A 15,312-nucleotide genomic window follows, 5' to 3' on the forward strand; every position below is an offset into this window, starting at 1 on the left:
ATGACGAACGAATCCGTATTTGCAGCAGCAATGGACCATTTAAATAACAAGAAATATGGAGATGCTGAAAATCTATTTCGCGAATTGATGAATCAAGGAAATATACATGCTCAGATTAATCTAGCAACAATGTTTCTTGACCCCAATTTGTCTTTGCGTAGATACAAGGAAGCTTATGAATTATTGATTGATGCTGTAGAAAAAGTTGATGGTATAAGTGCAGCAAACAATATTGGCATGATGTATATGGCGGGCATACATGTTGAACAAGATTTTCACAAAGCATTCGAATGGTTTCAAAAAGGAGCTGACCATCAAATTGGTGCATGTTTCGTGAATCTGGCTAAAATCCATGTAATCGGAGCAGTAAACAACGGTAAACCTGATCTAAAATCTGCTATCAAATGCTTCATCCAATCATACAAGTTTGGCTATCCAATGGGATTAGACGAAATAAGTACCGTCTTATCACGTCAAACCCCAACCACACTCTCAAAAGAAAAAAAAGAGGAGCTTGTTGATTATATAAAACGCACTTATATCGAAGAAAATAGCCTTGACCCTAAAAGTGGTGATGGGTCTCATGAAGTCGAATTGGCAGAGATGTTCGATCGGATTGACGGTACATATTCATATAAATCTGATGCAGCAGAATGGTATGCTGCTGCACGAGAAAAAGGTTGTACTAAGGCAATAAATAACCTAGCAGCAATGTTCCTGACTGGCGAGCATGTACAACAAGATTTGAAGCAGGCATATTGTTACTTCAAAGAAGCTGCCGAACTTGGTGATGCTTTTGCAATGAAAAACTTAGGTTGCTGCTATCTTGAAGGTAATGGGACAGCCGTGGACCTTAATGCTGCATCACATTGGTTAATGAAGTCAGTCGAGGGAGGTTGTAAACATGCCATACCTCCTCTAGCCTTTACGTTATATTCAATAAACCCCTTGGACTCGTCAACTTATATTGGCTATATGGAAAAGGCATGTGATCTAAATCACCGAGAATGCCTGCTAATACTCGGAAAAGAATATTTAGAAGGTGAAAATTTAAAACAAGATTTAAACAAAGGCATCTCCCTTTTGAAAAGAGCGAGTTCGTTGGGTGAAGAATCTGCACCATTAATCCTTGGTCTACATTACATCTCAACCGAGAAGCCTGAAAATTATGCAGATGCATCAAAGTATCTTTTGAAAGCCGTCAGTGCAAAAGATAGACACCCAAAAAGCTTATCTTTAGTAGCCCAAATATTTTTTAATAAGAGAGAATATGAGGAATTTGATAAGAGCCAAACATTAAGGCTAAATAAACTACTTGCAGATAGCGGTGATTCCGAAGCTCAGGCGCGTGTAGCAGCTTTATATCTGGAAAATTGTGAATCTAACCAAGACATAGAACAAGCATTGAAATATGCGATTCTCAGTGCGGATCAAAAGTGTATAGCAGGGCTTTCAATTTTAGTAACCATGTTTATTACTGGTGATCTTCCAGATAAGTCAATACTTCCAAAAGCATTGGATGACCTTGAAGAAGCAAGCAAAAATGGTTCTGCAATTGCTACTTTCGCTCTTGGGCAGTTTTATGAAGTTGGTACAACGAATATTGCCATGGATAAGCAACTTGCTATTGAATACATTAGTCAAGCGGCAGAAATGGGTTACGAACCGGCTAGTCTAAAAATCAAATCAATGCTTAAGAATTGAATCTCAAGGGCATATCTTTCTTGGATATGCCCTTTTAATTATAGGTCGTTTCAGGAGGCTAATTTATGGAACCTAGTCTAAAGAAAATAGTATATATCGGTTCTCTTTTTCTTGTATTATTGATAATGGTACCATTAACAAAGTATGTAGCGGCTCAAAATCTTAGTGATATTATCCTTTTCATTACAACAATTAGCCTTGCGAACATTTCCTGTTTACTTCATATATTTATTTATAAAAAAATAGAAACGAAAGCAAAATATAATGATTACAGCCAGAGAAATATAATTTTTGCGAGTACAGTTGTTTTTTTAGAGTTAAATGGAATATCTTATACTATTCAAAAAAAAGAAAATAAAGAACAGTTTTCTTTTTCAGTTAATTGGAAAAAAAAAGATGCTGCAACCGAGCAATTACGTGCTATTTTTTGCAGTTTATGCATACACAATTTCAAAGGAATTACTCCAACTCAACAAACAAAATGGGCGATTCAAAACGATTGGGAGGAAAATCTGGAAACAAATCTAACAATTGAAGAAAAAAAACGGCTCTGGAAAAAGCAATCCAAAAGCTTACAATTCCATTTTAAGAATAATAAAAAAACAGTAAATCAAATTCATAAATTTATTCAAAAAAATAGTAACAGTGAAATGATAAAAAACTTTGTTGAAGAATTGGTTAAAAAAAAATAATAAGTCATACTTTTTAAAACCTTAAATAAGCAGACTTTTTTTCATACTGCTGAAATACAATATATTTTTCCACATGCGCATCATGCTTTTTTATTTTAAAATATGATCTATCAAAGTTTTCATCAAACTCATTAATTAGCACTCCCTCCCTGTGATACAGATAAATAATTAATAGAAAAAAGAGGACTGTCCATAAAATAATTACATGATCATAGTAGTTCATTTTTAGCTCCAAAATATTTATTAGCCTAATAAAGTGACAAGATAAACTATAGGGAAAGGCACAATATAAACTAAATTAATTAATTTATTATATTTAGATTTCCGTAAGTACATAAATTGAAGTATCAATAAACAGATTTCTACCAACATTAAAATAAAAAATAAACTCTTGAAACCATATACAACTAGAAGTGAAGTGCCATTAAGAATTATCATAATTGTGATAAAAATTGCTATTACCTTAAAAATTTTTACTATTTTTTCCATCATGTAGACACCTAAATTATTCATCGTTTAATTTAACTTATTTTAACATTGGCAGAGTTACTTAATTTCTCTTTTAGAAATCACCTGAAATTAAAAGGCAATTGAAAATCCGGATTACATGATTGGCAAGATTCAATGTAACCAAACCCATCTTCTCGAATAAATTTCTTACTCTTACATTGCTTACAGATAGAACCTTTTTCTAAAACTTTGAAAGAAAATCCATTCTCACCTTGATCTTTATCAAAGAAAATTTCAATTCCGTTTTTATAGTACGCCCTAATCGGTTCATGGAGCTTAAAAGTCTTTATAGTGCGACTATGATTCACTGTGTTGAATTCATAACCACGATCTCCACCAAACTTATAAAAATATACGAAATAGGACTTTCTCAACTGCAAGTCATAAAATTTATTTTCCAGTAATATTTGGCAAAGCCTAGCTTTGAGTATTTTCATACTCAATGACATTTCATGATCATCATAATGAATATCATGTGAACCATCGCCAGTATTTATCCTTGTCATATTTTCAGTATCCCATATAAACCCACGACTGAAATTATACTCCCCCATAAAAATCAATTTTTATGAGGGGCTAATGTACTTATGCAATAGATACGAAAGTATCTTCAATCTGCTGATTTGCTTCTGGTAAAGGAATACCTATATTCTTAAAAATCAAATTAGAAGATAGAATAATATTCTGCCTAGCTTTAGAAATTCTACCGGATATTACACATCGTCCCTGCCACTGCGGATCAGTTCTGGACCAATTGATATGTTGTAATCGTTCAACATACTGCATCCAGTCGGTAGGTCGGTTTTTTATTAAATAACATCCCACTTCTGCTATTGCTAGCCAAATAACACTATGCGCATGTACAAAAGAATCTCTAAGCTCCATCGGCTCTATATGCAGCTTACCCAGATTAGCCCATTGATGTATGTTGATACTTACTTCCTGCCAGAAGGTATGAATGATTTCTGGATTGTCTGAGATTTTTTCCTCTTTGAGCATCGTTTTAGTCACTTGGTAGATTCCACTAAATGTGAAAAACATCTTGGACTTGGATGGTAAATTTGTTCTTTCGTAATCCACATATTCTTTAAAAAGTGGTACTGAATCTATCACCTCTCGTGTTACTTTATTTAGTCTATCTCTATGGTTGAAAAGCAATTTAATGGATTGTGCCGGTTTAGTTGCATTAATATTAATATCAGCAAATACTTGTTGAGCAGCTTCAATACTACCGTTGCTATAAAGCATTACCGCTATATATTCATCACCAAGGTATTTTGAAAATTTTACTGCTTCCTCAATAGCCGCACGTCTATGCTGACCATCAAAAAGACGTACATCAGCATCAAGGGATATTTTTAAACGCCCTAGATTGACAGTGCCATCAAACCGTTCAAAATTTACCTCACCGGCGCTTATATACGCAACAAGAGGAGGTAGAATATAGGAATCTGGATTATCCACCATATATTTCACGATTTGTGACACTCGAGCTTTATTAAGTATTCTTTGACTTCTCTGCTCAACTGGAAGCTGTGTATTTTCTTCCCTTAGAAACTTTGATAAAACTTTCAAAGGAACCTGTATTAGATAGTTTCCTTTTCTACCCTGAATGCCTGAAAGTGCTGCAAATGAAAAATAGTTCTCGCTCATAATAATTCCTTCAATTTCATAAACTTTTGAATGCTTTGTATCAATCTTCAATCCAAAACTTAAATTTAGGAACATTAGCTTTAACTTTCACAACACTATTTGGACCCATAAAAATAATTTGTTTTTCGTGTTCTACAAGTTGACGATCACTAAAACGGTTTTCATTAGGTACAAAGTTAAGAGGATTTTTTGACATTACGATCTCCAAAGTTATATATACAATATACAACATATACCGCAATTAAAACATACTTTAAATTATTAATTATTGTAAAAGATGCACCAAACTAAAAGCAAGTTATTGATATTTTTTGTTTATTATAATTTTAAAAATTTTTATTGTTCAGAAATTTACGACTTAGATTATTTTAAACTTTAAAAAAGCTTTAAGCGATTTCTAATACTTAGATTTCCCTTAAAGCTAATTTGTATTAGTAAGCATAAGAACGTAGTACTTCATCGAAATAACCTTCGTAATCCGCGCATTTAGTCATCGATAAATCTACTTCATTACCTACAATAATTGTATGATAAAAAGATCGGTCGGGCTGGTTATCCGAACCTATTAAAACATAACTGTCACCAACTCTTTGGAGTACAAAACCGATGTCACTAAACATCGTATCATTACAGTCAAGTCCAACAAGGATATGGCAATTTATCAACAACTCTTTTACGAAATCTTTAGAAAGCGATCCATAAGAATATCCTGCCTTGAGATAATTAGCCTCATTTTCAAATCGCATAAATGCACGAAATACATCCAATTTCCTAATATCATCGATCCCGCAATCCAAATTATTGATATAACGGTCCACATTACCGGAATAAGAACAATTCCAATTCATGCTGTTAAAGATCAAGCTATACCCAATCGCATAACTCAAATCAGATGTATTGTTTTGAAAGCTTTTAGACTGGAAAAAGCTGAAAATTGCTTCTACATACTTACGATTCTTAATACAACCTTTGAGACCAATTTTCATGAACTCCTTGAATAGCAGATGAATATCATGAAATTTGCAATTACGTGCAACCTTCGAAAAGAACTGGAGCCATGGAATGAAGGTTTTTTTATCCTGCGATAATTGCTGTAGTGTTAAATGATCACAACTTATAAAAAACGCAATGTCGCTGTTATCGAATCGGGCTTGATCATCAATATTTGATAATATCAATTTAGCGAAGGACGATTTAGACAAAAAATTGCTTGTCTCTATAACTTTCAACAGTTCTGGCGAGATATGGATAAATTTTGCCATAGCCAAATGATTAGGTAAAAATTTATTATAAATTTTAATGGCTTCTGAATGGATCGTTAAATTTAAAAGTGTACTGATTCTTATTTTATCCGGCACATACGGGAATACTTCTGACAACGGCTTTAACGAAAATAATTTATCTTGGAAGAATGAGTGAAGCATTGAAACAAGACAAGCAAATTTTTCTAAATTTAATGAAACCAATTTATTATTTATAAAATTCAGTATTTTATTATTGGTAATTTTAGTTCTACGATAGTTCAAATAATCATAAGAAGTCGTTAATTTTTTAAATATGGCTTCTGTGAAATATGTTTTCCACTTTAATAAATTGTGTTCATGATCAAGCATCTCCTCAAAATTAGAAGAATGTCTCGTATCAAATACAACACGTCCAGATTCGATAAATAATGGGATGTGGCAATTACTGAGTTCAACCTCCTCCCAGACTCCAAATGCATTTTTCTCTTGAATAGTCAAACACTTATTTTGAGAAATTTGAATTTTCCACAAATCAAATAAAGCCACTTCATTAGAATTGGAAAAACTAATACTTTCTTGAATTTCTAATCGCTCTAAGAATTGATCTAATAAGCTCATTTTAACCCTTTCAATTGCTCTTTCATTATTTCAACATTACGTCTAGTATTTTCAATAGATTTCTTTTCAGCACTAGAAAGACCCGTATGTTTATCATCGAATTCTACATTTATATCTGAATATCCGCCATACCCTTTTTGTACTGCATCGAACATTGCCTTATTATAATTACTAGATGAGTTAATAATCTCCGTCTGTGACTTACTTGCTAATTCACGCATCTTGAGTATGCTCTTATTTTTTTCAGATTCACTATAGTAAGGAGCTTCATTATTAACTTGGGCTTGACAAACACAACAGATAAATCCAAGCGAAATAAATAAAATTTTTTTATAATTCAAAATCATATTATTCTCCATTTAGTACCGGCAAACCGCGAATCTCGTAAGTATAGACCCCTACATTCTTCTTCTGTTCAAATTTTGCATCGGATATAAGCTGAAAATTGTAATTTTTCTTGAAATTCTCTCCATTCTTCAATTGGACCATTTTCTGCATTTCATCTTCTGATAATTGTTGCGAAAAAACAGTTTGAGCAAGTACTGCGGAGTAGATAGCCCAACTTTTCTTTGCTACTACAGCCTCCTCAGTGACTTGACTTCCTACGATCTGCATTACTAATTTAATATTCGTAGCTTTATCATTAAAACCCGTCACGGAATATTGAAGGGTTTTCTTGCTTTTTTGATTTGGGATTTCTATTTCCGATGTACTACAACCGTATAAGTTTTTTTCAGCATCTAAGAGCGTATAAGGGGTTGTTACGACATTTGCATTAGCTAATGCTGCACAAGCACTTGAAGGTATGGCTCCCCATACCCGATCGCTTTCACTAACCGGTCGTTTTAAATTTTGAGTGTTTATAGACGTAGTATCTTTTAAAGGTTTGCCAGTAAGATATATTTTATAGCCGCAAAAGACTGTAAATATAATCACTGGAATACCAACAGTACTCACTATCACTATCTTCTTTGTCTTTTCTTTCATAAGGCTCTCAATCATTCATCCAAATTGGCTGTATCCATTTAATCAACTTGCGTTCTCGCCCATTGGGAAGTTTTTCTTTATAAGTATGCCAATGAGCTTTACGCCATTTCCCTTCTTTAAATTTATGTTGCTCTATCTTTTCCTCGAATCTGAAACCTAGATAATCGGTACCATTCTGAGTAATAACATCCTGCTTATGCAAAAATTCGCTTAGAACATACAGAAGAACATAAAATACAAAGGCAATATTGCCCCAATCAGGGATTGCCTTTAAGTCCTGAAATGGATTGAACTTCTCTACGGTCGGTAGTGGAATAGAGAAATATTTTGAATACCGCCCATCATTAGAAAATAGTGAAATATTGAGTGAATACTGATTAGCTATCCCCTCATCTAAACAGTCCTTACAAAATAGAATTCCATCATAATTGCCAAACTTCTGATTAACCAGAATTGCTTGTGAGGGAAAAGCGAAAAGTAATTCTGGACTTATATAGTCTAAAAGACTTGTTTGATAGATAAAGTCCATGACAGACTCAGACACAACAACTATGCGAGGATTCATGGACCAAACAAATAATGAATGGATGAAGTCTAAATTTTTATACGGTAGCCCGAGTAAACTATCATCAATTTTATTTATATATTTTTCATAGTAGGAATAAAAAATGAAACTAGGAACGATGAAAGATTTATTATTATCAATAGCTTGCTCAACTTTCCACAAGCCAATCATCTTCTCCACATTTGGGATTTTACTGTTAATTTCTAAAACTGCCTCATAAATATTCATAATAATATAATGCATATTGATTTAATTTATTATAATAAATTAAAATTTATTATTAAAGTATTATTTGATTATTTTATTAATAAATAATTAATAATATTAATAATAAAATTCACAACTCGATCTGGCATACCACATAGATACACATTGAGATTTGTGAGAAAATCGCCAAAAAAATTGTCAACTCTACGTTGTCTAAAAATTAATATTAGACTAAAATTAATTTTGAAGAATACTCATATTAAGTTGTTTTTCATCAGTTTCTTTCCTTACAAAAATTTTTTGTATGGATAGCTGATGATTGCAAATGCATTCTTCCGTTATCCGTACGCCAACGGAGTCTTAAAATGTCTAATTCAGCTCAAACTACATCTATCAATTTCACTAAGATTAAAAACACTTTAGCTCTTAATGAATTTGATTTACCGATACTTGGGGAACAAGGTTTGAATGCTTTAATGCATACTGATCTAAACCTTAAGCTAGAAGATGTTTTCTTCTGCTATATAGCTCCTGAACAAGCTAAACCCTTGAAAGACTATATCAATGGTTTTTCACGACCAGAAGAAAGGGAGTTTTTAAATGATTACGTCAACTGGCGCACAAATGCACCTAGAGATTGTTTTTCTTACTCAACAGTAAGAATCACTGCTGCACTACATCATTTGGAAAAAGTTGATATGTACTTAACATATCGTTATTAAACAATGCCTTATCCGCATTATTAATATTTAATAAAATTAGCCACTTAGAATTTTTCTATTTGGCTTTTTTTACACTTAAAACAAACATTTGCCTAATATTTAAACTTCTATTAATATAAACATTGAAGAATACCTTTCTATTCTCATCAGATTCTATCCTTACATTTTTTAATTTAAAGTTCGGATAGCTGATGATCGCTCAAGCGTTTCTTCCGTTATCCGTACGCCAACGGAGTTCAATATGCTTTTTTTCTTACTTTCTGAATCAGACATCGCAAAATTTATTTGCCGTGACTATGACAATATTCCTGTCTCTAAGAGAAATCAGTTTACATCTCTTGAAGAAGCAGAACTAGCTAAGAAAAGGGATGCCAAGCATCACCTTAAGATTCTAAAATTATTGCGCAATGGTGGTTATTCTATCATTGACCTATAATTTTGATACAACGACTAAACATCGCTGTATAACTACCATAAAAGCCACTTAGAATTCTTCTATTTGGCTTTTTCTTTTTTTAAACAGCCTGATGTTTGAAATATTTGCCTAATAATAAAAGTTGAATTAATATTACAAATGAGGAAATCAATTTTTTTGTGATTCTTATCAGATTCTATCCTTACTATAATTTTTTATGTATGGATAGCTGATGATCGCTCAATGCTTTCTTCCGTTATCCGTACGCCAACGGAGTTCTTCTCATGCAAAAGTTAAACGCTACCAAAACTGTCAATACGCAATCAATCATTAATCTAATTAATGGCGGTATTCACTTCCCTAAAATGAAGAATGTTTTTGTTGTTAATGAGCATAGTTCTTGCCCAGATCACAACAATAACCTACAAGTTTATAAGGACTTAAATGCTGTATATTTTGCAATGCAGTTCAGAGGAAAAATGAAAACCTGTGCAGCATGTACAGTTACTCAGAATCCTTCTGTTGATAAACGTGCGCCAATCAATACGATTCGCCTTTCTCGAGACGGAAACGAAGTATATACGCAAAGTCTATTTGCTTATAATAAGGAGTTTGATGTCAAAGTACGTCAAACTGCTGCACTTCCTAAGTTTCAAGATAGCGGATTAACTCAAGCAGAATATAATCTTCTTGTTGATTGGGTTAAATTCAGAACTGATCGCGAAACCTCCAATCTTGTTCACAAACGTGGATTAGGTTTGGTTAAGATTAATTCTGTTTTGAAATTAGCTGAATCTTATCTAACATACGAAATAAGTGCTAAAAACACTTATTAATTAATAATAAAAGCCTTTTAGAATTTTCTAATTGGCTTTTTTTTTGCCGGCTAGTTTGTGTGGGCGATAAAAAAAATTATGCTTAGTTACAATCAAGCACCAGAATTTAAAAATTATTTTTTATGTGAAATACCATACATAAAATTGTATGTTACAAAATTATGTATGGTGATTATATTTTATTTTTGAACCTAAAAATCCCCGTCTTACATCCAGTCCGTTTCTTCTATTGTTTCAACCAAACCTAATTTTGATGCTAGTTTTAATATTCTAGGATTTTCCCGCAATTGAACTGGTACAAAATTATAAAGAGTTTTGTCTTGCTCCAAAGCTATCAGACATTGTTCAACTGTACGCATATCAGTTGGTACCAACTTTAAGACATCAGGGATTTGTTTTATGGCAATAAGAAAGAATTCATTGCAATGCAGTTTTTTGGGTATACCATAAATTGCATGAGGATTTTGCAAAATAGCATTCCTACATAGGACCTCATCAATAACATCTTCTGGCACGTATGAAATCGCTTCACCATTTTGTGCAATAGCTAATGATGGTATTTCATTATCTCGATAAGGTGTAGGTACATATTTAAGGGATAATCCGTCATTAGAAACCGCAACTTTATATAATTCATCATTCTTCAAATGATTAGGTACCGCCCCCAATGCCATTCCGCAGCGAGCTACTGCATCTGTACATAAATCTTTAGTTCTAAACTTAGATGGAATTCCATACAACATCATTGGATTACAATTGATCAGTCGATGGCTAAGGTTTGCGTTAAACAAATCCTCCGGCACATGGTGTAAAGTTTCGTACTTATTAAGAAATGGTGCTATCTCAAAAATCATTTCTTTTGTGATTTTTTCGTACGGTACTTTGCTAAAGGAAGATTCATCTTTGCGCACACTCATTATTACTAGATCGACATCAAATTCTTTAACTGGCAATAAATCCAGTATGGCTTGCACTTCTTCTTTTTCACATTTCTGAATAGCTTCTTTTATTATTTTAAGATCGATAAATTTAGTTGGGAAACTAAATATTTCTCTATAATTTCTTTGCAATGCCGTAATACAGATCGATGCCGTACGCCATATTTCTGGTATACATGCCAAGGTAAAATGTGGAGACTCCATGGCAAGTAAACATAGTTCATGATCCTCTTGATCCCTTAATAGAATTCTTAATATTTTGGGATTACATACACATAATTTTTTTATGAAAGCACGATCACTCTTAAGTGTTTGAGGTAAGTAGATGATGTTTCTATGATCTAGAATTACAAACTTTTCACAAATCAATTGAGTTTTATTTTCTTCATCGAGCTTACTCAACATCGGTTCATTGATTTGAGAACTAACCCAAGGCATTCGCTCCTGAGGAATAGTCAGCAAATTTGTACTTAACAATTGGCAAGCTGCTAAACAAGATAAGTTATCTAACTTTGAGAATGGAATGTTAGATAAACACCCATCTTGCGCAACAATGATATGCATTGCAACACGTTGGGAAACAAACAATTCAGGTATGTCCTTGATCAAGCACTGCCCACTTTGGATGTCTGCGATGATCTCATGTTCAATATCTTTTATTTTCTTAAAAAGTTCTTTGTAAGATAAATCCATAAGGAGTACCAAAATCACAATAATATACAGGTTTAATTATACAAAATTTTAATATTCAACATATAATAAAAGAAATGTTTTATTAAAAATGAGCTAATGTTTTGAAAATATTATTTAGAAAAACATGCGTTGTAGCGGTCCTTGTGGCTGGATGCTCGCTTGTTAACGCAAAAGAATACCTACCCCCTAATATGGCTTTCAAGCCTGTTTTAAGTGGTAATATTATTACTATCAACATTGCTGAGGGGTACTATCTGTACCAAAATAAAATTCTATTACAAAAGCAAAAAAAGGATGTAGAGTTTAAATTCATGAACAAATCGCTCCAAAAGAATTTCCCCCAATTTGGAACTTACTCTGTTTATTTAGATAAGGTTCAGCTCAAGATTGCGTCAGACGTAAAGCCGCCTCTTACCATAAGATTTCAAGGGTGTAGTGCCGAAGGTCTATGTTATCCACCACAGCAAGTAACACTTACATCAATTAAATGATGCATCTCCTTTTAGGTAGGATCATAGAAGTCTTAATTGGATTCATCATAATTAAGTATATAAGTTTCTACCTCTTTACATTTATATTCCCATCAAATTTCTGGCTAATTTTAGTCGTTGGCAGTTGGCTCACTATTGGACATATATTAAAGAAAAGATTAAGTTATCAAGGTCTGCTTTCAAACTGGTATGCTCCGCTAATAGTACTAAATGAAACTTTATTGAGCTATTTTTTTGTTCTATTAACAATTTACTTTTTAGTTAAGAATAAATTATATTTTTCAGTAGACTTGGCATTAACTTTAACATTAAGTGCAATAGTATTAGTATTCATAAATTATATGTTTAAAAAAAGCAAAATTCCACCTTTGCTAAAGACAATTATATTATTCTCAGCAATACAGATTTATTTCATACAAACGAATTTCTTTCAGGAAATTTACTTAAAAAATGGGTCTCTCTTTTACAACATTATAATCGAAATCATTATTTTATCCGTATTATCTTATATAAACTACCTTAATATGCGAAACTTCGTTTTTTACCAAAAACTAATAATCAAAAAAAATAAAGATTCTTATTCGAACTATAATCAAAAATTAAATATTGCAGTACATGAAGCATCACACTTATTATTCTATACATACTTTAAAACATTACCTAAAGATATAAATATATTTTTATTTAGTAAAGCAAAAAAAATTAGCCAAGATGCAGAAGGAATAGTTATCGCAAGAGTACCGATACATAATACAAAAGAATTTTTAATTTGGCGAATGATGCTATCAATTTCAGGAATTAGAGGTGAGCTTTTAATCTTTAATGCTCATAGTCATGGGTCTGAATCAGATTTTCAGCAATGGCGTGAACTAGCAACAATATATTTAATAAATTTTGATGGAAGATACATAAGTCAACCAATATCCACCACGGATTTTAATAATAACAAATTGATTGAAACAGAGCTATATGGTGAACAAATTGAAATTATTGACCGCTTTTTAAAAGAAAATAAAAGTTTACTAATGAAAGTAGCCAAGAAAACCTTAGTCTTAAATAAGCTAAACTATCATCAGATATACCCTTTTATGAAACAGATAAAATGCACAAAAGGGATTCCGAAAGAAAAATAATCAAACAACTTACTTCAAGTACAAGTTAGATGAAGTTTTTTACATACTTCAAGACGTAATCAGAGTTAAATATTAGCAACTGCACATAATCTAGTTGTGCGTGAAAATCCATAACCATCAGGTTTACTGTACTGTGCAATTTTTAAAAAATCCATTGAGGTAACTTTATAATAATATCGTATCAATTTTTTACTTCCATGGATACTTGAACTAGGCATCAAATAAATGTAGTTACAGTCGGGCAATGACTCTAGTAGAGACCTCTTTACCTCGTATGATTTCAATTGTTTTTTCTTAGTAGGAATTCTTACACGAATATATGCTGAATAGCTATTTGTGCTTACTGGAACCTCGTTAATTTCGCTTAAACTATATATATCCTTAAAAAATCTAACATCTTGAAGAACTGAACGGAGATGCTCCAGAGAAGTTTTCTTTTTTGTATAGACTCTTATCTTAGATTGAACTGAAACTGAGTTAGAGGGATCACAATCAAAATTTGTCTCAATAATAGCTATTGCATAACCACTTATGCTTTTCTTTACTGAGATGTGATGCAGTGTATTTATAGCGACTGAAATTGCTCTCCTAAAGGCATCTTGAATCTTAAGTTGAGTCATTAATTCATTTACTTTAAGCTTTGGTTGCAAAGGAACAAGCTCAAAATAATATCCATAAAGTGCCATTTACTTCCTCCATATAATTTCGTTTCCGGACGAAAGATTAATAATATTCTCAACAACTAATTCATTTATTATTAAATTGATCATTTCATCAGAAAATCCACCATCACTTTTAGATATTTGATTAATTGAGTTTTTTAATTTCTCAACAGTTTTAGGCTTTTGAACCAATAACTTAATCTTTATTCTCTTATAATCTACTTCCCGTTTTGTTAAAGATAATAAAGTGAAAGGCTTTTTCAACCCTTCACAATTAGTTGAATTATTGTTATCAGATACAACCACAAATTGTTTATTTGAGATATGTGTAAGTTCAGAAATCAAATAATTGATTTCCTCAGTATTTAATGTTTGAACAAGAAAATTTGATAGTAAATTTATTTTTTCCATTTTTACAACTAGCTCAGTTTAATTAATTTCTAAAAAGGTAAATTTAAAATATCAAGATGACCGCCAGAGCCTACACCTTTAAAGAAATCAAATTCCTCTTTCCATATACAACTTGAATCAAGAACGTGATCATATTCCATCAAAAACTTTGTTATAAAAAAATCTATTTCATCATTATTTGTAGGTATATTATGTGATAAGTATAGATTATTAAATCTTATTTTATCTCTATAACCTACTACATGTGCGATTGCGCTTTCCAATATCAATTCAATGATTCTGCACTGAACTACTATTCGATTTGAATTTGATAAATGAAGTTTTAATGTTAAAAACTGCCTTAATGCCGGATGAAAGGTACAGTATTGATGAATAAAATTGATTTCATTTTGATCAAAGTATTTACCGAATCCAACTAAATCTAAACCACTGGATGTTCTTGCCAATTTATTTACAACAGCAAAAAAGTAAGGGTGAAATAAAGGAATACCACTTTTTTTATCATCCCTGTTTTTTGGCAAAATAAAAGTTATATTTGAACGGTTAAGTTGATTAGATTCCCATAATAAATAAGCTTTTTGTAGTTCAATCGAATTCTCTCCTGAAATACTAATACCATTATTCAATAAAAATGATCCAATATATATTTCATCACTAATATTTGAAATTGATTCACTTTTGAATATAGGATTTAAATCTGAAAGTAAATATTTTTCCCCAGATATAGATATATCGATATTATCTGAGACTCGATTAATGCTTAATTTATTATTAAAACCAATTGATATGTCAAATCCATTCTCTTTAAAACTAAACATATTTCTACCTTCA

19 protein-coding genes are annotated in these 15,312 nt (G+C 31.9%); 7 read left to right on the top strand and 12 right to left on the bottom strand.

The window, feature by feature from the left end:
- Both IRT38_RS00380 and IRT38_RS00385 read left to right on the top strand, forming a co-directional pair.
- A complete protein-coding gene (locus IRT38_RS00380; protein WP_194596709.1) occupies positions 1–1,704 on the top strand; it encodes a tetratricopeptide repeat protein in 1,704 nt (567 codons plus the stop codon).
- 65 nt (positions 1,705–1,769) lie between these two features.
- Positions 1,770–2,396, top strand: a complete 627-nt coding sequence (locus IRT38_RS00385) for a hypothetical protein (RefSeq protein ID WP_194596710.1) — start codon at positions 1,770–1,772, stop codon at positions 2,394–2,396.
- A 13-nt stretch (positions 2,397–2,409) separates the two neighbouring features.
- Here the strand turns inward: IRT38_RS00385 and IRT38_RS00390 are convergent, their stop codons facing one another.
- The 8 genes from IRT38_RS00390 to IRT38_RS00425 all read right to left on the bottom strand — a co-directional run bounded on the left by IRT38_RS00390 (position 2,410) and on the right by IRT38_RS00425 (position 8,201).
- Complete coding sequence (locus tag IRT38_RS00390) at positions 2,410–2,619, bottom strand: hypothetical protein (RefSeq protein WP_194596711.1); 210 nt, start codon at positions 2,617–2,619, stop codon at positions 2,410–2,412.
- Between the two features lie 346 nt (positions 2,620–2,965).
- Positions 2,966–3,460, bottom strand: coding sequence for a hypothetical protein (locus IRT38_RS00395; RefSeq protein WP_194596712.1), 495 nt, complete (start codon positions 3,458–3,460; stop codon positions 2,966–2,968).
- Between the two features lie 31 nt (positions 3,461–3,491).
- Positions 3,492–4,559 carry a DNA sulfur modification protein DndB gene (gene dndB, locus IRT38_RS00400; protein WP_194596713.1) on the bottom strand — a complete coding sequence of 356 codons (1,068 nt, stop codon included), beginning with the start codon at positions 4,557–4,559 and terminating at the stop codon, positions 3,492–3,494.
- A 40-nt stretch (positions 4,560–4,599) separates the two neighbouring features.
- A complete protein-coding gene (locus IRT38_RS00405) occupies positions 4,600–4,755 on the bottom strand; it encodes a hypothetical protein (RefSeq protein WP_194596714.1) in 156 nt (51 codons plus the stop codon).
- 235 nt (positions 4,756–4,990) lie between these two features.
- Positions 4,991–6,421: a hypothetical protein gene (locus IRT38_RS00410; protein WP_194596715.1), complete on the bottom strand. Its 1,431-nt coding sequence runs from the start codon at positions 6,419–6,421 to the stop codon at positions 4,991–4,993.
- Entirely contained in the window at positions 6,418–6,768 is a 351-nt protein-coding gene (locus IRT38_RS00415; RefSeq protein WP_194596716.1) for a hypothetical protein, read from the bottom strand. The genes IRT38_RS00410 and IRT38_RS00415 overlap by 4 nt, the downstream gene beginning before the upstream one ends.
- A gap of 1 nt (position 6,769) precedes the next feature.
- Positions 6,770–7,408 (bottom strand): hypothetical protein, encoded by a 639-nt coding sequence (locus IRT38_RS00420; RefSeq protein WP_194596717.1) that lies wholly within the window; start codon positions 7,406–7,408, stop codon positions 6,770–6,772.
- Positions 7,409–7,415: 7 nt separating this feature from the next.
- Positions 7,416–8,201 carry a hypothetical protein gene (locus IRT38_RS00425; RefSeq protein WP_194596718.1) on the bottom strand — a complete coding sequence of 262 codons (786 nt, stop codon included), beginning with the start codon at positions 8,199–8,201 and terminating at the stop codon, positions 7,416–7,418.
- 344 nt (positions 8,202–8,545) lie between these two features.
- Between IRT38_RS00425 and IRT38_RS00430 the strand changes: the two genes are divergently transcribed.
- The 3 genes from IRT38_RS00430 to IRT38_RS00440 all read left to right on the top strand — a co-directional run bounded on the left by IRT38_RS00430 (position 8,546) and on the right by IRT38_RS00440 (position 10,153).
- On the top strand, positions 8,546–8,902 hold the full coding sequence (locus IRT38_RS00430) for a hypothetical protein (protein ID WP_194596719.1): 357 nt from the start codon (positions 8,546–8,548) through the stop codon (positions 8,900–8,902).
- Positions 8,903–9,143: 241 nt separating this feature from the next.
- A complete protein-coding gene (locus IRT38_RS00435) occupies positions 9,144–9,338 on the top strand; it encodes a hypothetical protein (protein ID WP_194596720.1) in 195 nt (64 codons plus the stop codon).
- A 263-nt stretch (positions 9,339–9,601) separates the two neighbouring features.
- The gene (locus IRT38_RS00440; protein WP_194596721.1) at positions 9,602–10,153 is read left to right on the top strand and encodes a hypothetical protein; all 552 of its coding nucleotides are present in this window, start codon (positions 9,602–9,604) and stop codon (positions 10,151–10,153) included.
- Between the two features lie 206 nt (positions 10,154–10,359).
- On the opposite strand, the gene IRT38_RS00445 is transcribed toward IRT38_RS00440, so the two are convergent.
- On the bottom strand, positions 10,360–11,784 hold the full coding sequence (locus tag IRT38_RS00445) for a DUF4116 domain-containing protein (protein WP_194596722.1): 1,425 nt from the start codon (positions 11,782–11,784) through the stop codon (positions 10,360–10,362).
- A 191-nt stretch (positions 11,785–11,975) separates the two neighbouring features.
- Between IRT38_RS00445 and IRT38_RS17665 the strand changes: the two genes are divergently transcribed.
- Positions 11,976–12,275 carry a protein-disulfide reductase DsbD N-terminal domain-containing protein gene (locus IRT38_RS17665; RefSeq protein ID WP_227592125.1) on the top strand — a complete coding sequence of 100 codons (300 nt, stop codon included), beginning with the start codon at positions 11,976–11,978 and terminating at the stop codon, positions 12,273–12,275.
- Between the two features lie 524 nt (positions 12,276–12,799).
- On the top strand, positions 12,800–13,408 hold the full coding sequence (locus IRT38_RS00455) for a hypothetical protein (protein ID WP_194596724.1): 609 nt from the start codon (positions 12,800–12,802) through the stop codon (positions 13,406–13,408).
- Between the two features lie 65 nt (positions 13,409–13,473).
- On the opposite strand, the gene IRT38_RS00460 is transcribed toward IRT38_RS00455, so the two are convergent.
- From IRT38_RS00460 to IRT38_RS00470, 3 genes are read right to left on the bottom strand one after another with little or no spacing between them, the layout of a single operon-like run.
- Positions 13,474–14,094 carry a type I-F CRISPR-associated endoribonuclease Cas6/Csy4 gene (locus IRT38_RS00460; protein ID WP_194596725.1) on the bottom strand — a complete coding sequence of 207 codons (621 nt, stop codon included), beginning with the start codon at positions 14,092–14,094 and terminating at the stop codon, positions 13,474–13,476.
- Entirely contained in the window at positions 14,095–14,481 is a 387-nt protein-coding gene (locus IRT38_RS00465; RefSeq protein WP_194596726.1) for a hypothetical protein, read from the bottom strand.
- 29 nt (positions 14,482–14,510) lie between these two features.
- Positions 14,511–15,299, bottom strand: coding sequence for a hypothetical protein (locus IRT38_RS00470; RefSeq protein ID WP_194596727.1), 789 nt, complete (start codon positions 15,297–15,299; stop codon positions 14,511–14,513).
- Positions 15,300–15,312 lie beyond the last annotated feature (13 nt).

Source organism: Acinetobacter sp. SK-43 (assembly GCF_015351505.1).
GTDB classification, from domain to species: domain Bacteria; phylum Pseudomonadota; class Gammaproteobacteria; order Pseudomonadales; family Moraxellaceae; genus Acinetobacter; species Acinetobacter junii.